Here is a 17,668-nt window from a genome sequence, read left to right on the forward strand (position 1 = left end):
GGAAAGGCTGTCTAGGGGGGTGGGGGGGGGGGGGGGTTTTTGGGGGGGTCGGTTTTTTGGTGGGTGGGGGGGGGGGGGGGGGGCCCTCCCCCCGGGGGGCCCCCCCCCCCCCACGCCACGGATCACGACTACCGCACCGGCGTGAAGTCCCGTGCCCCGATGAACTCCGGCCGCCGTACCGGCGCCGAGAACGGCTCCACCGCCGTGTTCTCCACGCTGTTGAACACGATGAAGACGTTGCTGCGCGGGAACGGGGTGATGTTGTCCCCGGAGCCGTGCATACAGTTGCAGTCGAACCAGGTCGCCGAACCGGCCTTGCCCGTGAAGAGCTTGATGCCGTGCCGGCTCGCGAACCCGGTGAGCGCCTCGTCGGACGGCGTGCCCGCGTCCTGCATCTGCAGCGACTTCTTGTAGTTGTCCTTCGGCGTGGCCCCCGCGCACCCGAGGTACGTGTGGTGCGACCCCGGCATGATCATGAGGCCGCCATTGGTGTCGTAGTTCTCGGTCAGCGCGATCGAGACGGACACCGTCCGCATGTTCGGCAGGCCGTCCTCGGCGTGCCAGGTCTCGAAGTCCGAGTGCCAGTAGAACCCGCTGGCGCCGAAGCCCGGCTTGACGTTGATCCGCGACTGGTGGACGTAGACGTCCGAACCGAGGATCTGGCGGGCCCGGCCGACCACGCGCTCGTCGCGCACCAGGCCGGCGAAGACCTCGCTGATCCGGTGGACCTCGAAGACCGAGCGGATCTCCTGGGACTGCGGCTCGATGATCGAGCGGTCGTCGGCCCGGATCGCCGGATCGGCGATGAGCCGCTCCAACTCCTCGTGGTAGACGGCGACTTCGTTCGCGGTGATGAGCTCCTCGACGGGCAGGAAGCCGTCGCGCTCGTACGTCTGGAGCTCGGGCACCGAGATCGGGCCGGGCTCGCCCGGTGCGCTCCACACGACCGGGTCCTGACGGGGCACGGACACCTCGGTGGCGCCGCGACTCGGGTACAGATCGGTGATCGTGGTCATCTGCTCAGACCTCCTCGGGCTCGGTCAGCAGCGGGTATACGCCGTTCTCGTCGTGGTCCTCCCGTCCGGTGACGGGCGGATTGAAGACGCAGACGCACCGGAAGTCGGTCTTGGGGCGCATGGTGTGACGCTCGTGACCGTTCAGCAGGTACATCGTGCCGGGCGTGATCCAGTGCTTCTCGCCGGTCTCGTCATTGGTCAGTTCGGCCTCGCCCTCCACGCAGAGGACGGCCTCGATGTGGTTCGCGTACCACATCGACGTCTCGGTACCCGCGTACAGAGTCGTCTCGTGCAGAGAGAAACCGACCTGCTCCTTGGCGAGCACGATGCGCTTGCTCTCCCACGTGCCGGACTTCGCCTTCACATGACGGTCGGTTCCCTCGATGTCCTTGAACGATCGGACGATCACGGTGTCTCGCTGCCTTTCCTGCTCGGTGCTCGGTGGTTCGTGACGACGGTCTAGGCGACCGTCTCGCGGACGGCGCGGGCGAGGGTGCGCAGACCCTCGTCCAGCTCCTCGGGCGTGATCGTCAGTGCCGGAAGCAGCTTGACGACCTCGCTCTCGGGGCCCGAGGTCTCGATGAGCAGACCGAGTTCGAAGGCACGCTGAGCGACGCGTCCCGCGCGCGCCTTCTCCTTGAACTCCAGGCCCCAGACGAGACCGCGTCCCCGGTACTCCTTGATGTCGGCGAGGTTCTCCTCGGTGATGGAGATCAGCGCCTGCTCGACCTGCTCGCCGCGGGCACGGGTCTGCTTCTCCATCGCCGACCCGTCGGCCCAGTACGTCTGCAGGGCCGCGGCGGCGGTCACGAACGCGGGGTTGTTGCCGCGGAAGGTGCCGTTGTGCTCGCCCGGCTCCCAGATGTCCAGCTCGGGCTTGAACAGGCACAGGGACATGGGGAGTCCGTAGCCGCTGATGGACTTGGACACGGTCACGATGTCCGGGGTGACGCCCGCCTCCTCGAAGGAGAAGAACGCTCCCGTCCGCCCGCAGCCCATCTGGATGTCGTCGACGATCAGCAGCATGTCCTGGCGCTTGCACAGGTCGGCCAGGGCACGCAGCCACTCGGGGCGCGCGACGTTGATGCCGCCCTCGCCCTGCACGGTCTCGACGATCACCGCGGCGGGCTTGTTGAGGCCGGAACCCTGGTCCTCGAGCAGCCGCTCGAACCAGAGGAAGTCCGGGACCTGGCCCTCGAAGTAGTTGTCGAAGGGCATCGGGGTGCCGTGCACGAGCGGGATACCGGCACCGGCCCGCTTGAACGCGTTGCCGGTGACGGCCAGCGAGCCCAGGGACATCCCGTGGAAGGCGTTGGTGAAGGACACGATCGCCTCGCGGCCCTTGACCTTGCGGGCCAGCTTCAGCGCGGACTCGACGGCGTTGGTGCCCGTCGGGCCCGGGAACATGACCTTGTAGGGCAGATCGCGCGGCCGCAGGATCAGGTTCTGGAAGGACTCGAGGAACGCGCGCTTGGCGGTCGTCGACATGTCGAGACCGTGGGTGACGCCGTCGCGCTCCAGGTAGTCGATCAGGGCGCGTTTGAGTACGGGGTTGTTGTGCCCGTAGTTGAGAGACCCGGCGCCGGCGAAGAAGTCGAGGTACTCGTGGCCGTCCTCGTCGTACATGCGGCTGCCCTGCGCGCGGTCGAAGATGGTGGGCCAGCCGCGGCAGTAGCTGCGCACCTCCGACTCCAGGGTCTCGAAGACGCTCAGGTCGGGCTGGGTGATGGTCACAGCGGGTCTCCTCCTGGGAGATGAAAAGTCGTGGGGGGTGTGGGAGATCAAAGTCGTGGGGTGCCGGACGCGGAGCCCGGTCAGAAGGACAGCGGCCCGATGCGGTAGAGCACCTCGGGGTCGTGCGAGCCGTCGGGGAACTGTCCGGCGTCGAACAGCGCCTCGCGCTCGACGCTCGCGCCGTGACGCGCGGCGTACGAGGTGAACAGGCGATCGGAGGCGGTGTTGTCCGGGGTGATGGTCGTCTCGACCGCCCTCAGCCCGTGCTCGCTGTCCCGGGCGACCCGCGCGGTCAGCCCGTCGAGCAGTGCCCCGGCGAGTCCTCGTCCGCGGTAGGCGTCGTCGACGGCCACCTGCCACACGAGCAGGGTGTGCGGACGCTCGGGCCGGACGTACCCGGTCACGAAGCCGACGGGCTTGCCCTCCGGGTCGCGCGCCACCGCCGACGTACCGGCGAAGTCACGGCACCACAGGAGGTAGCTGTACGAGGAGTTGAGGTCGAGGGTTACGGAGTCCTTGGCGATGCGCCAGAGGGCGGCCCCGTCGGCCACCTCCGGACGGTCGATCCGAAGGCCGTCCGGCATTTCCAGGAATTCCGCTTGCAGGTCTGCTTGTGCGGCGGTCATGCGGAGTGAATTTACCGAGCGAAAGTTCAAATTGCATCGTCGGTCGGGGTTACGTATGAGCCACTCGTATGTTATCGCGCGGGCGCGATCGATCACTGTTATCCGGTGCGTTATGCCCAACCTTGCCCGGATAATAGGGGAGGAAATGGACGTGCTGTGGAGTGCGTCACAGCCCTGTAATCGCTGCGTGATCTATCCGAATTACGTCGGTTGTCGTTCGCAAAATCTTTGTGTTTAGCGCCAAAAAAAGCGGGCAGAAGAACTACGGGAAACTACTCGGAAATAGTACCCGAATAAGCAGCCTATAAAAGCGGCTGGTGGCCCCGTGAATTCCCGTTTCGGCCCGTCCGTCGTTCGAGGACGAGCGCGCAGCGCGACAGGGGGTTCCGGGTGCGGGCAGGGCAGGGGGGCGGGGTGAAACCCGGCTCAGGCCCCCGCGCCCCACGCGTCCCCCACCGCCCGGCCCGCCGCCTCCAGGTCCACCGCGACGCCCAGCTCCCCCAGCGCGGAGCCCAGCGCCGCGAGACAGGCCCGCACGACACCGCGCGTGGCGTCCGGCCCGTAGTGGTTCACCCGGATCATCTCCTTGGCGAGCGCACCCCCGCCCGCCGCCAGCGGAAGCGCCGGATCCGCCGCCAGCGCCCGCGCGACCAGCTCCGAGGCGTCGATCCCCGAGGGCGCGCGCAGCGTCGTCGCCACGGGCGCCGCGTCCGCCGCCTCGTACACGTACGGCTCGAGCCCGCCGCCCAGCGCGAGCGCCCCCGCCCGGGTGGCCGCCGCGGCCGAGGCGTGGCGGGCCATCACCGCGGCCGGCCCCTCCGCCTCGATGCGCTCGACGCACGCCTCCAGGGCCAGCATCTCCAGCTGTGCCGGTGCGTGCAGCAGGGCCTTGCGGCCGCCGTCGATCCAGCGCTGCTTCCAGTCGAGGAGCGACAGGTACGAGCGCCGGGGCGCCGCGGGGTTGTCCGCCATCCGCGCCCAGGCCCGCTCACTCACGGAGACCGCCGACACGCCCGCGGGCCCGCCCATCGCCTTCTGCGCGCCGATCACGCACAGGTCCACACCCCACGCGTCCGGCAGCACCGGCTCCGCGCCGATCGACGCCACCGCGTCCAGATAGAACAGCGCGCCGTGCTCCCGCACCACCTCGCCGATCTCCGCGACCGGGTTCGTGTTCCCCGTCGCCGCCTCCGCGTGCACCAGCGAGACGAAGTCGATCGACGGGTGCGCGGCGAACGCCTCCCGCACCTGCGCGGCCGTCACCGCCGTGTGGAAGGGCACCGGGAGGTCGATCACCGTGGCGCCGCAGTCGCGCAGCCAGTCCCCGAAGGTCTGCCCGTAGGGGCCGGTGATCACGTTGAGTGCGGTGGTGCCGGGACCGGCCGTCCCGCGAATGGCCCCCTCCAGCGGAAGCAGCGCCTCGCCCTGCATGATCACGACGTCCTGCTCGGTGGAGAGCAGCCGCGCCACGCGGTCCTCGATCTCCGCGAAGTGCGCCGCGCTCAGCGGGGCCAGGTCCAGGAAGGGGTGGGTCACGGCGGTGCTCTCTTCGCTCACGGGCTGCGGTACCGGACGCGCGGATACGCGGGATTCGAGCGTAACCGGCGGTCCCCCGGGGGATCCGGACGAGGTGCGGGGGGTGCTGTCGCGAAGGTTCGTGACGTGCGCCCCGCCGGGTCGGCCGCCGCCCGTATCCGAGGCCGGGCAGGATGCGGACCATCGGATTGATTTGAGTGAGTCAAACCTTTCCTTATAATCGGAACTCTCAGTTCCCCGACAGGAGGTCCTCGTGAACTCGGTCCAAGGACGCCGGACCCGCATTCTGGCCGCCACCACCGCGACGGCCGGGCTGCTGCTCGTGGCCGGCTGCTCCTCGGACGACGGAGGAGGCAAGACGACCACCGCAGGCGGAGTCACGCTGGTCAAGGGCGGTCAGCTCACGACCTGCACCCACCTCCCGTACCCGCCTTTCCAGTCGGAGATCGACGGCAAGGTCCAGGGTTTCGACGTCTCCCTCATCGACCTGGTCGCCAAGGACCTCGGCGTGAAGCAGGATTTCGTCGACACGCCCTTCGAGAACTTCAAGACCGGTGCCTTCCTCAACTCCGGCCAGTGCGACCTCGCCGCGGCCGGCATGACGATCACCGAGGAGCGCAAGAAGAACGTCGACTTCTCCGACCCGTACTTCAACGCCACGCAGGCGGTCCTGGTCGACAAGAAGAGCGGCGTCAACTCGCTCGCGGAGGTCAAGTCCAAGGGCAAGAAGCTCGGTTCGCAGGCCCAGACCACCGGCGAGGACTACGCGAAGAAGCAGGGCTTCGACCCGGTCTCCTTCGAGTCCTCCGACGCGGTGCTCAACGGACTGCGCTCCGGCCAGGTCCAGGCCGTCATCATCGACTACCCGGTCGTCCAGGGCTGGCTGAAGGACAAGGCCAACGCGAGCGCCTTCAAGGTGGTGGACAACCTCAACACCGGTGAGCAGTACGGCTTCACGGTGAAGAAGGGCAACACCAAGCTCCTCGCCGCCATCAACAAGGCGATCAAGGACGCGAAGGCCGACGGCACGTACAAGAAGCTGTACGAGAAGTGGATCGGTCCGTACGACGCCGCTGCCTCCGCCTCCCCCTCCGCCTCATGAGTGGTGCCGACGCACCGGCCCAGCCCCGCAAGTCCGGCCTGACCCGACGTCAGAAGCGCGCCCTGTCACGCGGGGCGCAGTACGCCCTCTTCGTCGCGGCGGTGATCGCGCTCGCGCTCACCGCCGACTGGGGGCAGCTGAAGAACCAGTTCGCGCAGTGGGACCTGGTCCGGCAGATGTTCCCGGACGTCATCACGCTGGCGCTGAAGAACACCGTCCTCTACACGATGTCCGGTTTCGTCTTCGGTCTCGTGCTGGGCATGGTCATCGCCCTGATGCGGCTGTCCCCGGTGGGCCCCTACCGCTGGGTCGCCGGCATCTACATCGAGATCTTCCGGGGCCTGCCCGCCCTGCTGATCTTCGTCTTCGTGGGCGTCGCCGTGCCGCTGGCGTTCCCGGGCACGGAGATTCCGGGCGGCACCTACGGCAAGGTCGCGCTCGCGCTCGGGCTGGTCTCGGCGGCGTACATGGCCGAGACGATCCGCGCGGGCATCCAGGCCGTGCCCAAGGGGCAGATGGAGGCGGCCCGTTCGCTGGGCTTCTCGCATGCGCGGGCCATGGTCTCGATCATCATCCCGCAGGCGTTCCGCGTCGTGATCCCGCCGCTCACCAACGAGTTGGTCCTGCTCTTCAAGGACTCCTCGCTGGTGCTGTTCCTCGGTGTCACGCTGGAGGAGCGCGAACTCACCAAGTTCGGCCGTGACCTGGCGAGCCAGACCGCCAACTCCACACCGATCCTGGTCGCGGGCCTGTGCTATCTGCTGGTCACCGTGCCGCTCGGATTCGTCGTACGCCGTCTTGAGGCGAAGGCCGGGGAGGCCACCAAGTGAGCACGCCGCAGACACCAGAGATCCAGGTGAAGGGCCTGCACAAGTCCTTCGGTGACAACGAGGTGCTGCGCGGCATCGACCTGGCGGTCGGGACGGGCGAGGTCGTGTGCGTCATCGGCCCGTCCGGCTCCGGCAAGTCGACCCTGCTCCGCTGTGTGAACCTCCTGGAGGAACCCAGCAAGGGCGAGGTCTTCGTCGGCGGTACGGAGGTCACGCACCCCGACGTCGACATCGATGCCGTACGCCGCCGGATCGGCATGGTCTTCCAGCAGTTCAACCTCTTCCCGCACCTGTCGGTGACCGACAACCTGACCCTGCCGCAGCGCCGGGTCCTCGGCCGTGACAAGGCGCAGGCCGCTCGCGTGGCCGCCGAGAACCTGGAGCGCGTGGGCCTCTCCGAGAAGGCGGACGCCTACCCCGCCTCCCTCTCCGGCGGCCAGCAGCAGCGGGTGGCGATCGCCAGGGCGCTGGCCATGGGGCCGCAGGTCATGCTCTTCGACGAGCCGACCTCGGCGCTCGACCCGGAGCTCGTCGGCGATGTCCTCGCCGTCATGCGGATGCTCGCCAACGAGGGGATGACCATGATGGTCGTCACCCACGAGATGTCCTTCGCGCGCGAGGTCGCCGACCGGGTCGTCTTCATGGACGACGGCGTGATCGTCGAGGAGGGCGTCCCGGCGCAGGTCATCGGCAACCCGAGCCACGAGCGGACGCGCCACTTCCTGTCCCGGCTCCTCGACCCCGCGATGGCGGAGGTGGAGGAGGGGTCGGCCACGACGCCGGACACGCCCGTCGACAAGGAGCTCTAGCCCCGCGGTACGGGCATTCGGCAAGAGCTGTGCGCCCGCGGGTAGAGGCCCTCGAAAAGGGGCTCTGGCGCCCGCCCCCGGTGCACGAATTAAGGTGCCGTGCATGAGCGATCGCACGGTGCTGCACGTGAAGGGGCGGGTGCTCGTCGGGCCCGACGACGTCCGGGACGAACTCTGGGTCGTCGGCGGAAGGATCTCGTACGAGCGACCCGCCGGCGCCCGCGACGTCCGCACCGTCGAGGGCTGGGCGCTGCCCGGTCTCGTCGACGCGCACTGCCATGTCGGGCTCGGCAACCACGGGCCGGTGCCGGCGGACGTCGCGGAGAAGCAGGCGCTGACCGACCGAGAGGCCGGCACCCTGCTGATCCGGGACGCGGGCTCGCCCTCCGACACCCGCTGGACCGACGACCGCGAGGACCTCCCGAAGATCATCCGGGCGGGCCGCCACATCGCCCGCACCCGCCGCTACATCCGCAACTTCGCCCACGAGATCGAACCCGGCGACCTCGTGGCGTACGTCGCCCAGGAGGCCCGGCGCGGCGACGGCTGGGTGAAGCTGGTGGGCGACTGGATCGACCGGGGCACGGGCGATCTCAGCGCCTGCTGGCCCCGGGACGCCGTCGAGGTGGCCATCGCCGAGGCCCACCGCCTGGGCGCCCGTGTCACCGCGCACTGCTTCGCCGAGGACTCCCTGCGGGACCTGGTCGAGGCGGGCATCGACTGCATCGAGCACGCGACCGGCCTCACCGAGGACACCATCCCGCTCTTCGCCTCACGCGGCGTCGCCATCGTCCCGACGCTCGTGAACATCGCGCTGTTCCCCCAGCTCGCGGCGGACGGCGAGGCCAAGTTCCCCACCTGGTCCGCCCACATGCGGCGACTGCACGAGCGGCGCTACGACACCGTGCGCGCCGCGTACGACGCGGGGATCCCGGTGTTCGTCGGCACCGACGCGGGCGGCACCCTCCCGCACGGCCTCGTCGCGGCCGAGGTCGCCGAGCTCGTCACCGCGGGCATCCCGCCCCTCGACGCGCTGTCCGCCACCGCGTGGGGCGCCCGCAGTTGGCTGGGACGGCCGGGACTGGACGAGGGAGCGCCCGCCGACCTCGTGGTGTACGACGAGGACCCGCGTGCGGACGTGCGGGTGCTGGCCGCGCCGCGCCGGGTGGTGCTGAACGGCCGGGTCACCGGCTGACTCCCGGGCACGACTCCCGGGCACGACTCTCGAGCGCGACTCCCGTGCACGACTCCCGGGCACGACTCCCGGGCACGACTCCCGGGCATGACGCGCGGGCATGACGCGCGGGCATGCCTTCCGGGCGCGGCTCCCGGTTGACGCAGCGTGACGCTTCCTGAACCCGGCTCGTTGTGCACTTCTTTTCGTGCTCCGGGGCGTCAACCGGCGTGTTCGCACAAGGGGAGTTGAGTGAGTGACCCGAGGGAACAACCGTGCCCCGGGATTCGAAGAAACGCGCGGAAACCCCACGTTGGAGTGAAGTCACGTCAGGTTGCTGACTGTTCACTCTCAGTGCGTAATTCTTGCCGGGTCCCAAGTCTGTTCTCTACTGGGGGTCCCACCACCTTGAACGGAAACAAGTTCCGCATGCCCGCACGCCGTCTCGCCGCCACCGCGGCGGCCACCGTCCTGACCGCAGGTCCCGCGGTACTGGCCGGTGCGGGCTCCGCTCACGCGACCGCCGACCACGGCCGCGCGAGTGCCGTCGTGCTGCGTACCGGGCTCGACGTGTCCCTCCTGAACAAGACCGTGAACGTCCCGCTCGCGGTCTCCCTCAACGAAGTCCAGGCGCCCCGGAGCGCCCAGAAGACCGCGCTCACCGCCGAGTTGGACGGGGTCGACGGCGGTCGCCCGTTCAGCGTGCTGCGCGCGGACGTGGCCACCGCCCGGGCGACGGTCTCCGCTGCCAAGGCCGAGGGCTACACGAACCTCGCGCACGCCAAGCTGCACGTACCGGGTCTGCCGCTTCTCTCCCTCATCGAGGTCGAGCAGGTCACGTCCAGGGCGACCTGCGTGGCCGGCAAGAAGCCGGTCGCCTCCTCGAACCTGCTGGGCTCGGTGACCGTGCTCGGCAAGAAGGTGACACTGTCCGCCGGCGGTCCCACGCAAGTGAGCGTGCCGGGCGTCGGGGAGGTCAGCCTCGACCTCTCCACGACGCGGACCACGTCCCGCACGGCGGCCGCCTCCGCACTCGAACTCAAGGTCTCCATCAACCCGTTGAAGCTGAACGTCGCCGAGGTCGAGGGCACGCTGACCCTCGCGGGCGCCACCTGCGAGTCGCCGGCCGAGCCGGCGAAGTCCGCGCCGAGCACGGACCCCGTGTCCGACGTGAAGCCGCAGGGTGCGCCGGCGGAGGCGGGGCTCGCCGAGACCGGCGGGAGCTCGACGACGCCGTACATCGCGGGTGGCGCGATCGTGCTGCTCGCGGTGGGCGGGGGAGGGGTGCTGCTGGCCCGGCGCGGCCGGGGCTGACGACTTCGAGGCGCCCGCCCTCGAACGCCGGACGGAATTTCAGCCCCTCCGGCGTTCGAGGAGCGGGGCGCGGGGCGGAGCCCCGATTCGGGCCGGGAAGGGGCGGTGGGGGCGAAACACCCCTTGGGAAACACCCCGAGGGAACACCCCTGGGGAGCGCCCCACACCTCACCTCCCGGCCAGTGTCACCGCCCGGTCCAGCGCCTGCAGAAAGCCGTTCACCGTCGTCCGGTCCCGCACCGCGAGCCGCAGCCAGTCCTCTCCCAGTCCCGGGAAGGTGTCCCCGCGGCGCACGGCGAAGCCGAGGTCCCGCAGGTGCCGGCGGACTGCCGCCGCCCGCGGCAGCCGTACGAGCACGAACGAACCCTCGGCGGGCTCGACGACCCGCAGGCCGTCGGGCTCGAACTCCCTGAGCCCGGCGACCAGATGGGCCCGGTCCGCGGCGATGCGGTGGGCCGCGTGGGCGGCCTCCGCGAGCGCCTGGGAGGACACGCAGGCCGCCGCCGCGGCGAGCGCGGGCGTGGACACCGGCCACAGCGGCTGGGCCCGCTCCAGCTCCGCGACCGTCTCGGAAGCGGCCAGGACGTACCCGATCCGCAGCCCGGCCAGCCCCCACGTCTTCGTGAGGCTGCGCAGCACCACGAGCCCGGGAATGTCCACCCGCCCGGCGAGCGCCTCGCGCTCGCCGGGCACCGCGTCCATGAACGCCTCGTCGACCACCAACGTCCGCCCGGGCCGGGCGAGTCCGGCGATCAGAGCGGCCGGATGGAGGACGGACGTCGGATTGGTCGGGTTGCCGATCACGACCAGGTCGGCGGCCTCGGGGACGGCCGCGGGGTCGAGCCGGAAACCGTCCTCCTCGCGCAGCAGGACGCGTCCGACCGTGTGCCCGGCGTCCCGCAGGGCGGCCTCCGGTTCGGTGAACTGCGGGTGCACGACGACGGGGTGACGCACCTTCAGGGCCCGGGCGAGGAGCACGAAGGCCTCGGCCGCCCCGGCGGTGAGCAGCACCTGTTCCACGGGCAGCCCGTGCCGCGCCGCCACCGCGGCCCGCGCGGCACGTCCGTCCGGATAGGCGGCCAGCCCGGTGAGCGACTCGGCGATCCGCTCGCGCAGCCACACCGGGGGTGTGCCGGAGCGGACGTTCACGGCGAGATCGGTGAGCGTGGAGCCCTCGTCCCGCATCTCGGCGTCACCGTGGTGCCGCAGATCGTGCCCCGGACCCGCGGACCCGGTCCCGGTCGCGTCCTCAGTGGGCATGGGAGTGCGAGTGCGCATGGCCACCGTGGTGGTGTCCGTGGTGGTCGCCGTCGTCGTCCGGGTGGAAGTGGGGCTGCTGCGGGAGCCCGACCTTGTCCTCGAAGCCCGGCAGCGCGATCCGGTAGACACAGGAGTCGCAGTTCATCCGCAGATCGCCCGCGATCGCCTCCCGGTAGCGCTCCATCACCAGGTCGAGCAGCTCCGGTTCGGCACCGATGACATCGGCGGACCGCACCTCGACCTCCGGGTGCGCGGCTGCCCAGCCCTCGGTCTGCTGCCGCACCCGGTCCGGGAGTATCCCGGTGAACAGGAAGTACGGCAGGACGACGACCCGGCGCGCGCCCAGCTTCACGCAGCGGTCGAGTCCGGACGGCACGTCGGGCGCGGCCAGCGAGACGAAGGCCGTCTCCACGCCCGCGTAGCCCCGGCCCTCCCACAGCAGCCGCGCCGCCTTGTGCACCTCGGCGTTGGCGTCCGGGTCGGTCGAGCCGCGCCCGACGAGCAGCACGGTGACGTCGGCGCGGTCCTCGGGAGTACGGACCGTACCGCCGAGGGCCTCGTCCAGGCGCCGCTCCAGCACGGCCAGCAGCGACGGGTGCGGGCCCAGCGGACGTCCGTACGTGTACGAGATCCCGGGGTGCCGCTCCTTCTCGCGGGTCAGCGCCGCCGGGATGTCCCCCTTGGCGTGCCCGGCGGACACCAGCATCAGCGGTACGGCGGCGAAACGCCGTACCCCCTGCGCCACGAGCTCGCCCACCGCCTCGGTGAGCGGCGGCGGCGACAGCTCGATGAACCCGCCCGCGACGGGCAGTTCGGGATGGCGGCGCCCGAGCTCCCTGACGAAGTCGCGGAAGGCCTCGGCTCCGGCCGCGTCCCGGGTGCCGTGTCCGGCGATGAGCAGGGCGGGGGCAGGGGTGGTCACGATGTCTCCTTGACGGACGGTGCGGCCTCGGCGGCCGGTGCGACGGGGTGGTACAGCAGGGCGTTGAGCGCGGCCGAGGCGACGGCCGAACCGCCCTTCTCGGACACGTTGCTGACAGCGGGCAGCCCGCTCTCGCGCAGCGCGGCCTTGGACTCGGTCGCGCCGACGAAGCCGACGGGCAGACCGATGACGAGCGCCGGATCGGCGTTCAGGGTGAGCAGTTCCTCCAGGGCGGTCGGTGCGTTGCCGATCACCCACAGCGCGCCGGGCCCCACGTCCTCGTACGCGAGCCGGATCGCGTGCGCCGAACGGGTCAGCCCCGGACCGGACTTGGCGTCCCTGAGCCGGCAGACGGTGTCGCGGCGGGTGATGCCGGCCGCGACCATCTCCACGTCCACGACGACGGCCGCACCGGCGTGCAGCGCGGCATGCGCCTTCTCCAGCACATCCTCGTCCATGACGAGATCGTCGGCGTACCCGAGGTCGGCCGCCGAGTGGATCACGCGCTCCACGACCGCGCGCGTCAGCGGCGGGAAGTGCGAGGTGTCCAGCCGGGCCCGCAGTCGCCGGAAGGACTCCTGCTCGATGGGGTGCACGACCCGGACCTCCGGGAACACCCGGCTCGTTGGGCTCACTTGGGATCCTCCTGCCAGCGGTAGCCGCGCGGTGTCACCATGCGACCGGCGATCTCTCGGGTCGCCGTGTTGCCCACGGTCACGACGGTCATCATGTCCACCACGGCCGGGTCGAGACCGGCGAGGGTGGTGAGAAGGCTGCTCTCATCCGGACGCGAGGCGTTCCGCACGACGCCCACCGGCGTCGTCGGCTCCCGGTGCTCCGCGAGGATCGCGAGCGCCTTCGGCAGCTGCCAGTCGCGGCCCCGGCTGCGAGGGTTGTAGAAGGTCACGACGATGTCGGCCTCCGCGGCGGCCCGAACCCGGCGCTCGATGACCTCCCACGGCGTGTGCAGGTCGGAGAGGCTGATCGACACATGGTCGTGGCCCAGCGGCGCGCCCAGGATCGCCCCGGCGGCGAGCGCGGCCGTCACACCGGGCACCCCGACCACGTCGATGTCGTCGGACGCCTCGGCCAGCGCCGGCGACGCCATCGCGTACACGCCCGCGTCACCGCTGCCGATCAGCGCGACGGCCTGCCCGCGCCGGGCCTCGGCCACCGCCGTCCGCGCCCGCTCCTCCTCGGCGCCGAGCCCCGACTCCAGGATCCGGGTGCCGGGCCGCAGCAGATCACGGATCTGGTCGACGTACTGGTCGAGTCCGACGAGTACGGAGGCCCGCCGCAACTCCTCCTTGGCGCGCGGGGTGAGCAGGTCGCGCGCGCCCGGGCCGAGCCCGACCACGGCCAGCCGCCCGCGCGCCGTGCGCCGTACGACCGCGCAGGTCGCCATCGCGGGCTGCCCGTCCGATCGCCCCGACTTCCGCTTGGGGACGAGCAGTTCACCCCCGCGGACGAGCGCCGCGGCCTCCGCCACGGACGGCGTGCCGACCGCCGCGAGCGGCGCGTCCGAGGGGTTCGGCACCTCGACCGCCGCCAGCTCCGCCGCGCTGTACGTCACCACGGGTACTCCGAGCCGCTCGGCCGCGCCGATGATCCCCGGCTCGGCCGCCTTGGCGTCGACGGTGGCCAGCTCCGCGACGGACTTCGCGGAGAGCCCGGCTTCCCGGAGCACGCGCTCGACAAGTCCCAGCACCTCGTCCACCGGAGCGCCCCTGGACGCACCGACGCCGACGACGAGGGAGGGCGGCCGGAGAACGACCTCGTGCTCGCCGTGCTCGACGGCGCGGTCGGTGAGCCGGATCGCGTACGTGCCGCCCGGCGTCACCGGGAGCGGAGGAAGGGGCCACGCGAGGTCGGCGTGCAGGCTCACGGGTTCCCCGTCGAGCAGGGCCCGGGTGACCCCGGCGACATTGCCCTCCACCGGAAAGCCGAGCGTGTCCAGCCCCGGCACCCCCACCGCGTCGGTCGCCGTCGTCACCACCGGCTCGGCGCCCAGCAACTCGCCCACCTCACGGGCCAGTTCGTTGGCGCCGCCGCCATGGCCGCCCAGGAGGGACACGGCGAACCGCCCCGCCTCGTCGACGCACACGACCCCCGGGTCGGCCGCCTTGCCGGAGAGCAGCGGTGCGACCAGACGCACCACGGCCCCGGTGGCGAGGAAGCACACCAGCTGGTCGCACTCGGCGAAGGCCCGCCGTACGGCGTCCGCGACCGGTCCGTCGTACACCCGCGTCCGGTCGGGCCAGGACGCGGCCAGCCGGTCACGGGCAGCCGCCCCGGCCGCCGTGGCGGAAATCAGGCCGATCACTGGGGGACTCCTTCGGTACGGGCCGGAGGCCTGGCGCCCCACAGCAGAAAAACGGGATTGGTCGCCGCGAGCCGGGTGACGTCTCCCGGCAGCGGCGCGAGCCGCGAGGACTGCAACAGCACACCGTCACAGTCGAACCCCGCGGCGGTGAGCGCCTCCCGGACCGCCGGCACCCGGTCGAGCGCGGCCATCGCGATCACCACGGCTCGCCGGGCCCGCCGCGCGCAGGCCGCCACGATGGCGGGCAGCTCGCGGCCCCCGCCGCCGATGAAGACGGCGTCCGGATCGTCCAGGTCGGACAGCACGGTGGGCGCCGCGCCGTGCACCACCCGGACGTCCACGCCGTGTGCGTCGGCGTTGGCGCGGATACGGTCCACCCCGTCCCGCGTCTTCTCTATCGCGGTGACGGAGGCTCCGAACCGCGCGCACTCGACGGCGACGGAGCCGGACCCCGCGCCCACGTCCCAGACGAGGTCGCCCAGCCGCGGACCCAGCCGGGCCAGCGCGAGTGCCCGTACCTCGAACTTGGTGATCATCGAGTCGCGGTGCGCGAACTCGCTCTCGCCCAGGGCCCATCGGGTGGGGCCGAGGGGCGGTCCTGCCACGGTGCGCAGGGGCGCCAGGGCGCGCGTCTCGTCCAGGCACAGCACGACACTCACCGTCGTACCCCACTCGCGGGACGCGGCCTCGGCCGGCGTCACGCGGTCCACGCGCTCGCGCTCCGGGTCGCCGAGCGCGCTCGCCACGACGAGGACGCGTTCGCCGGAGCGGTAGGCGAGCGCGGCGCCCAGTTCGGCGGGCCCGGCGCCGGGGCCGGTGAGCACGGCCACCTTCGGATGCGACCGGCAGACGTTGACGGCGGTGCGGACATCACGCCCGTGGGCGCTCACCACCACGGCGTCGTCCCAGGGCAGCCCGAGCCGCGCGAAGGCGGTGGCCACGGACGAGACCCCGGGGTCGACCTTCAGCCGCTCCGGGCCGAACCGCTCGGCCAGCGCCCGGACGATCCCGAAGAACCCGGGGTCTCCCGAGGCGAGTACGACGACGGGCTGTTCGTCCGCGTACTTCTCCAGGTGCCGTTCGATCGCGTCCAGGGCGGGTGCGAGCGCCCCCAGCACGATCCGCGCGGCGGTGTCCGGCAGCCTCGCTGCCGTCAGATGGCGCCCGGCCCCGACCACGAGGGCCGCCCCGGCCAGCGCCGTCTCGGCGTCCGCGGAGAGGGGCGCGCCCGTCCCCGTACCGACGACGGTGATCACGGCTTCGCACCTCGCGCGCGCAGGGCCTTGCGGGCCTCGGGGTCGGCCTTGCGGAAGCCGTGGAAGTGCCCGGGGTGGTAGAGGTGCGAGCGGGTGCCGCTCGCGCCGAGTGCCGGGCCGACCAGGAAGAGCGTGTGCTTCCAGAGCTTGTGCTCCTTGACGGTCTCCTCCAGCGTCTCGATCGTGCACGTCACGATCAGCTCCTCCGGCCAGGTCGCCTGGTACGCGACGACGACCGGCGTCGAGGTCGGGTAGCCGCCCTCCAGGAGCTCCCGTACGAGCTGTCCGCTGCGGGCGGCCGACAGGAAGAGCGCCATCGTCGTCCCGTGCCGGGCGAACTCCCGCACCTCCTCACCGGGCGGCATCGGCGTCTTGCCGCCGCCGAGCCGGGTGAGGATCACGGACTGCGCGACCTCCGGGATCGTCAGCTCGCGCTGCGCGAGGGCGGCGACGGCGGAGAACGAGGAGACCCCGGGGACGATCTCCGTCTCGACGCCGATGTCGGCACACCGGTCGACCTGCTCCTGCGTACCGCCCCACAGGGCCGGGTCGCCGGAGTGGATGCGGGCCACCTTGAGCCCGTCCTCGGCGGCGCGCTCGTACACGGCGACGACGTCCTCCAGGGACATCGTGGCGGAGTCCAGCACCTCCGCACCCTCGCGCGCGTGGTCGAGGACCTCCGCCTGCACCAGGCTGGCCGCCCAGATCACGATGTCCGCCTCCGCGATGGCGCGCGCGGCGCGGAACGTCAACAGATCGGCGGCGCCGGGGCCGGCACCGACGAAGGTCACCTTGCCGGCGTGGGCATCGGCCATGGAAATCGGTCCTCTCCTACGAAAACTCTGGTCCTACGAAAACTCTGGTCCTACGAAACTCTGGTCCTGCGAGGCTCTGGTACCGGGAAGTTCTGGTTCTGCGAAAAGCCCCGTTTTCATGCGAAAAGTCAGTGCGCGCACAGCCGTCGGAGGTGCGGGAACAGGGGCTGATCGGATAGCAAGGGCCTATGGCGGTCTTCGTCGCGCTCGGCGCGTTCCTGATGACGCTGGCCGGCGGTTGGACGGCGCAGCGTGTGACCGACCGTCGTCACCTGGTCCTGGGCCTGGCCGGCGGCCTGATGCTCGGCGTCGTCGGCCTCGATCTGCTCCCGGAGGCGATCGCCGCGGCGGGCAAGGACGTCTTCGGCGTCCCCGCTGCGCTGCTGCTGTTCGTGGCCGGGTTCCTGCTGGCCCATCTGGTGGAACGGCTGCTCGCCACCCGGCAGGCCGCGCACGGCGGCGACGAGCACGACGGCCGGGCACCCCAGGTGGGCCTGACCGCGGCGGCCGCGATGGTCGGGCACAGCGCCATGGACGGCGTGGCGATCGGAGCCGCGTTCCAGGTGGGCGGCGGCATGGGCCTGGCGGTGGCGCTCGCCGTGATCGCCCATGACTTCGCGGACGGATTCAACACGTACACGATCACGAGCCTGTACGGGAACGCCCGCCGCAAGGCGATCACGATGCTCGTCGCGGATGCGGTGGCCCCGGTGGTCGGCGCCGCCTCGACGCTCTTCATCACCATCCCGGAGGAGGCGCTCGGCGCCTATCTGGGCCTCTTCGGCGGCGTCCTGCTGTATCTCGCCGCGGCCGAGATCCTCCCGGAGGCCCACCACGAGCACCCGGCCCGCTCGACCCTGCTGTGCACGGTCGCGGGCGTGGTCTTCATCTGGCTGGTGGTGGGCCTGGCGGGCTGAGCCCTGCCGTTCGTCCGGCTGGACGTGGGTGTGG

17 protein-coding genes are annotated in these 17,668 nt (G+C 71.3%); 6 read left to right on the forward strand and 11 right to left on the reverse strand.

From position 1 onward, the window contains the following. Positions 1 to 128: 128 nt before the first annotated feature. The 5 genes from thpD to ACFWM2_RS19215 all read right to left on the reverse strand — a co-directional run bounded on the left by thpD (position 129) and on the right by ACFWM2_RS19215 (position 4,912). Positions 129 to 1,016 (reverse strand): ectoine hydroxylase, encoded by an 888-nt coding sequence (gene thpD / locus ACFWM2_RS19195; RefSeq protein WP_383280804.1) that lies wholly within the window; start codon positions 1,014 to 1,016, stop codon positions 129 to 131. 4 nt (positions 1,017 to 1,020) lie between these two features. Continuing rightward, positions 1,021 to 1,425, reverse strand: a complete 405-nt coding sequence (locus ACFWM2_RS19200) for an ectoine synthase (RefSeq protein ID WP_383280807.1) — start codon at positions 1,423 to 1,425, stop codon at positions 1,021 to 1,023. 50 nt (positions 1,426 to 1,475) lie between these two features. Then, positions 1,476 to 2,750, reverse strand: coding sequence for a diaminobutyrate--2-oxoglutarate transaminase (ectB, locus tag ACFWM2_RS19205; RefSeq protein ID WP_383280809.1), 1,275 nt, complete (start codon positions 2,748 to 2,750; stop codon positions 1,476 to 1,478). A gap of 80 nt (positions 2,751 to 2,830) precedes the next feature. Then, entirely contained in the window at positions 2,831 to 3,376 is a 546-nt protein-coding gene (ectA, locus tag ACFWM2_RS19210; protein WP_383280812.1) for a diaminobutyrate acetyltransferase, read from the reverse strand. Positions 3,377 to 3,802: 426 nt separating this feature from the next. Continuing rightward, positions 3,803 to 4,912: a pyridoxal-phosphate-dependent aminotransferase family protein gene (locus ACFWM2_RS19215; RefSeq protein WP_383281116.1), complete on the reverse strand. Its 1,110-nt coding sequence runs from the start codon at positions 4,910 to 4,912 to the stop codon at positions 3,803 to 3,805. Positions 4,913 to 5,165: 253 nt separating this feature from the next. Here ACFWM2_RS19215 and ACFWM2_RS19220 point away from each other — a divergent pair, with 253 nt between their 5' ends. The 5 genes from ACFWM2_RS19220 to ACFWM2_RS19240 all read left to right on the forward strand — a co-directional run bounded on the left by ACFWM2_RS19220 (position 5,166) and on the right by ACFWM2_RS19240 (position 10,141). Beyond that, positions 5,166 to 6,014: a transporter substrate-binding domain-containing protein gene (locus ACFWM2_RS19220; RefSeq protein ID WP_383280815.1), complete on the forward strand. Its 849-nt coding sequence runs from the start codon at positions 5,166 to 5,168 to the stop codon at positions 6,012 to 6,014. Beyond that, positions 6,011 to 6,844 carry an amino acid ABC transporter permease gene (locus ACFWM2_RS19225; protein ID WP_383280818.1) on the forward strand — a complete coding sequence of 278 codons (834 nt, stop codon included), beginning with the start codon at positions 6,011 to 6,013 and terminating at the stop codon, positions 6,842 to 6,844. The genes ACFWM2_RS19220 and ACFWM2_RS19225 overlap by 4 nt, the downstream gene beginning before the upstream one ends. Beyond that, positions 6,841 to 7,653: an amino acid ABC transporter ATP-binding protein gene (locus ACFWM2_RS19230; protein WP_383280820.1), complete on the forward strand. Its 813-nt coding sequence runs from the start codon at positions 6,841 to 6,843 to the stop codon at positions 7,651 to 7,653. Before ACFWM2_RS19225 ends, ACFWM2_RS19230 begins: the two co-directional genes overlap by 4 nt. A 103-nt stretch (positions 7,654 to 7,756) precedes the next feature. Then, positions 7,757 to 8,848 carry an amidohydrolase family protein gene (locus tag ACFWM2_RS19235; RefSeq protein ID WP_383280823.1) on the forward strand — a complete coding sequence of 364 codons (1,092 nt, stop codon included), beginning with the start codon at positions 7,757 to 7,759 and terminating at the stop codon, positions 8,846 to 8,848. 387 nt (positions 8,849 to 9,235) lie between these two features. Further along, positions 9,236 to 10,141, forward strand: coding sequence for an SCO1860 family LAETG-anchored protein (locus tag ACFWM2_RS19240; protein ID WP_383280826.1), 906 nt, complete (start codon positions 9,236 to 9,238; stop codon positions 10,139 to 10,141). Between the two features lie 168 nt (positions 10,142 to 10,309). Here the strand turns inward: ACFWM2_RS19240 and cobC are convergent, their stop codons facing one another. Genes cobC through cobM form a run of 6 tightly spaced genes read right to left on the reverse strand, consistent with a single transcriptional unit; the run spans position 10,310 to position 16,717 of the window. Next, positions 10,310 to 11,401, reverse strand: coding sequence for an Rv2231c family pyridoxal phosphate-dependent protein CobC (cobC, locus tag ACFWM2_RS19245; RefSeq protein WP_383280829.1), 1,092 nt, complete (start codon positions 11,399 to 11,401; stop codon positions 10,310 to 10,312). After that, complete coding sequence (locus ACFWM2_RS19250; protein ID WP_383280832.1) at positions 11,391 to 12,323, reverse strand: sirohydrochlorin chelatase; 933 nt, start codon at positions 12,321 to 12,323, stop codon at positions 11,391 to 11,393. The genes cobC and ACFWM2_RS19250 overlap by 11 nt, the downstream gene beginning before the upstream one ends. Beyond that, positions 12,320 to 12,958 carry a precorrin-8X methylmutase gene (locus ACFWM2_RS19255; RefSeq protein ID WP_383280835.1) on the reverse strand — a complete coding sequence of 213 codons (639 nt, stop codon included), beginning with the start codon at positions 12,956 to 12,958 and terminating at the stop codon, positions 12,320 to 12,322. The genes ACFWM2_RS19250 and ACFWM2_RS19255 overlap by 4 nt, the downstream gene beginning before the upstream one ends. Further along, positions 12,955 to 14,646, reverse strand: coding sequence for a precorrin-3B C(17)-methyltransferase (cobJ, locus tag ACFWM2_RS19260; protein WP_383280838.1), 1,692 nt, complete (start codon positions 14,644 to 14,646; stop codon positions 12,955 to 12,957). The genes ACFWM2_RS19255 and cobJ overlap by 4 nt, the downstream gene beginning before the upstream one ends. Then, positions 14,643 to 15,902: a precorrin-6y C5,15-methyltransferase (decarboxylating) subunit CbiE gene (gene cbiE, locus ACFWM2_RS19265; RefSeq protein ID WP_383280841.1), complete on the reverse strand. Its 1,260-nt coding sequence runs from the start codon at positions 15,900 to 15,902 to the stop codon at positions 14,643 to 14,645. The genes cobJ and cbiE overlap by 4 nt, the downstream gene beginning before the upstream one ends. Further along, complete coding sequence (cobM, locus tag ACFWM2_RS19270; protein WP_383280844.1) at positions 15,899 to 16,717, reverse strand: precorrin-4 C(11)-methyltransferase; 819 nt, start codon at positions 16,715 to 16,717, stop codon at positions 15,899 to 15,901. Before cobM ends, cbiE begins: the two co-directional genes overlap by 4 nt. 188 nt (positions 16,718 to 16,905) lie before the next feature. On the opposite strand from cobM, the gene ACFWM2_RS19275 reads away from it, so the two are divergent. Continuing rightward, complete coding sequence (locus ACFWM2_RS19275; RefSeq protein ID WP_383280847.1) at positions 16,906 to 17,634, forward strand: ZIP family metal transporter; 729 nt, start codon at positions 16,906 to 16,908, stop codon at positions 17,632 to 17,634. Positions 17,635 to 17,668: the final 34 nt, after the last annotated feature.

Source organism: Streptomyces sp. NPDC058371 (assembly GCF_042723265.1).
Lineage (GTDB): Bacteria > Actinomycetota > Actinomycetes > Streptomycetales > Streptomycetaceae > Streptomyces.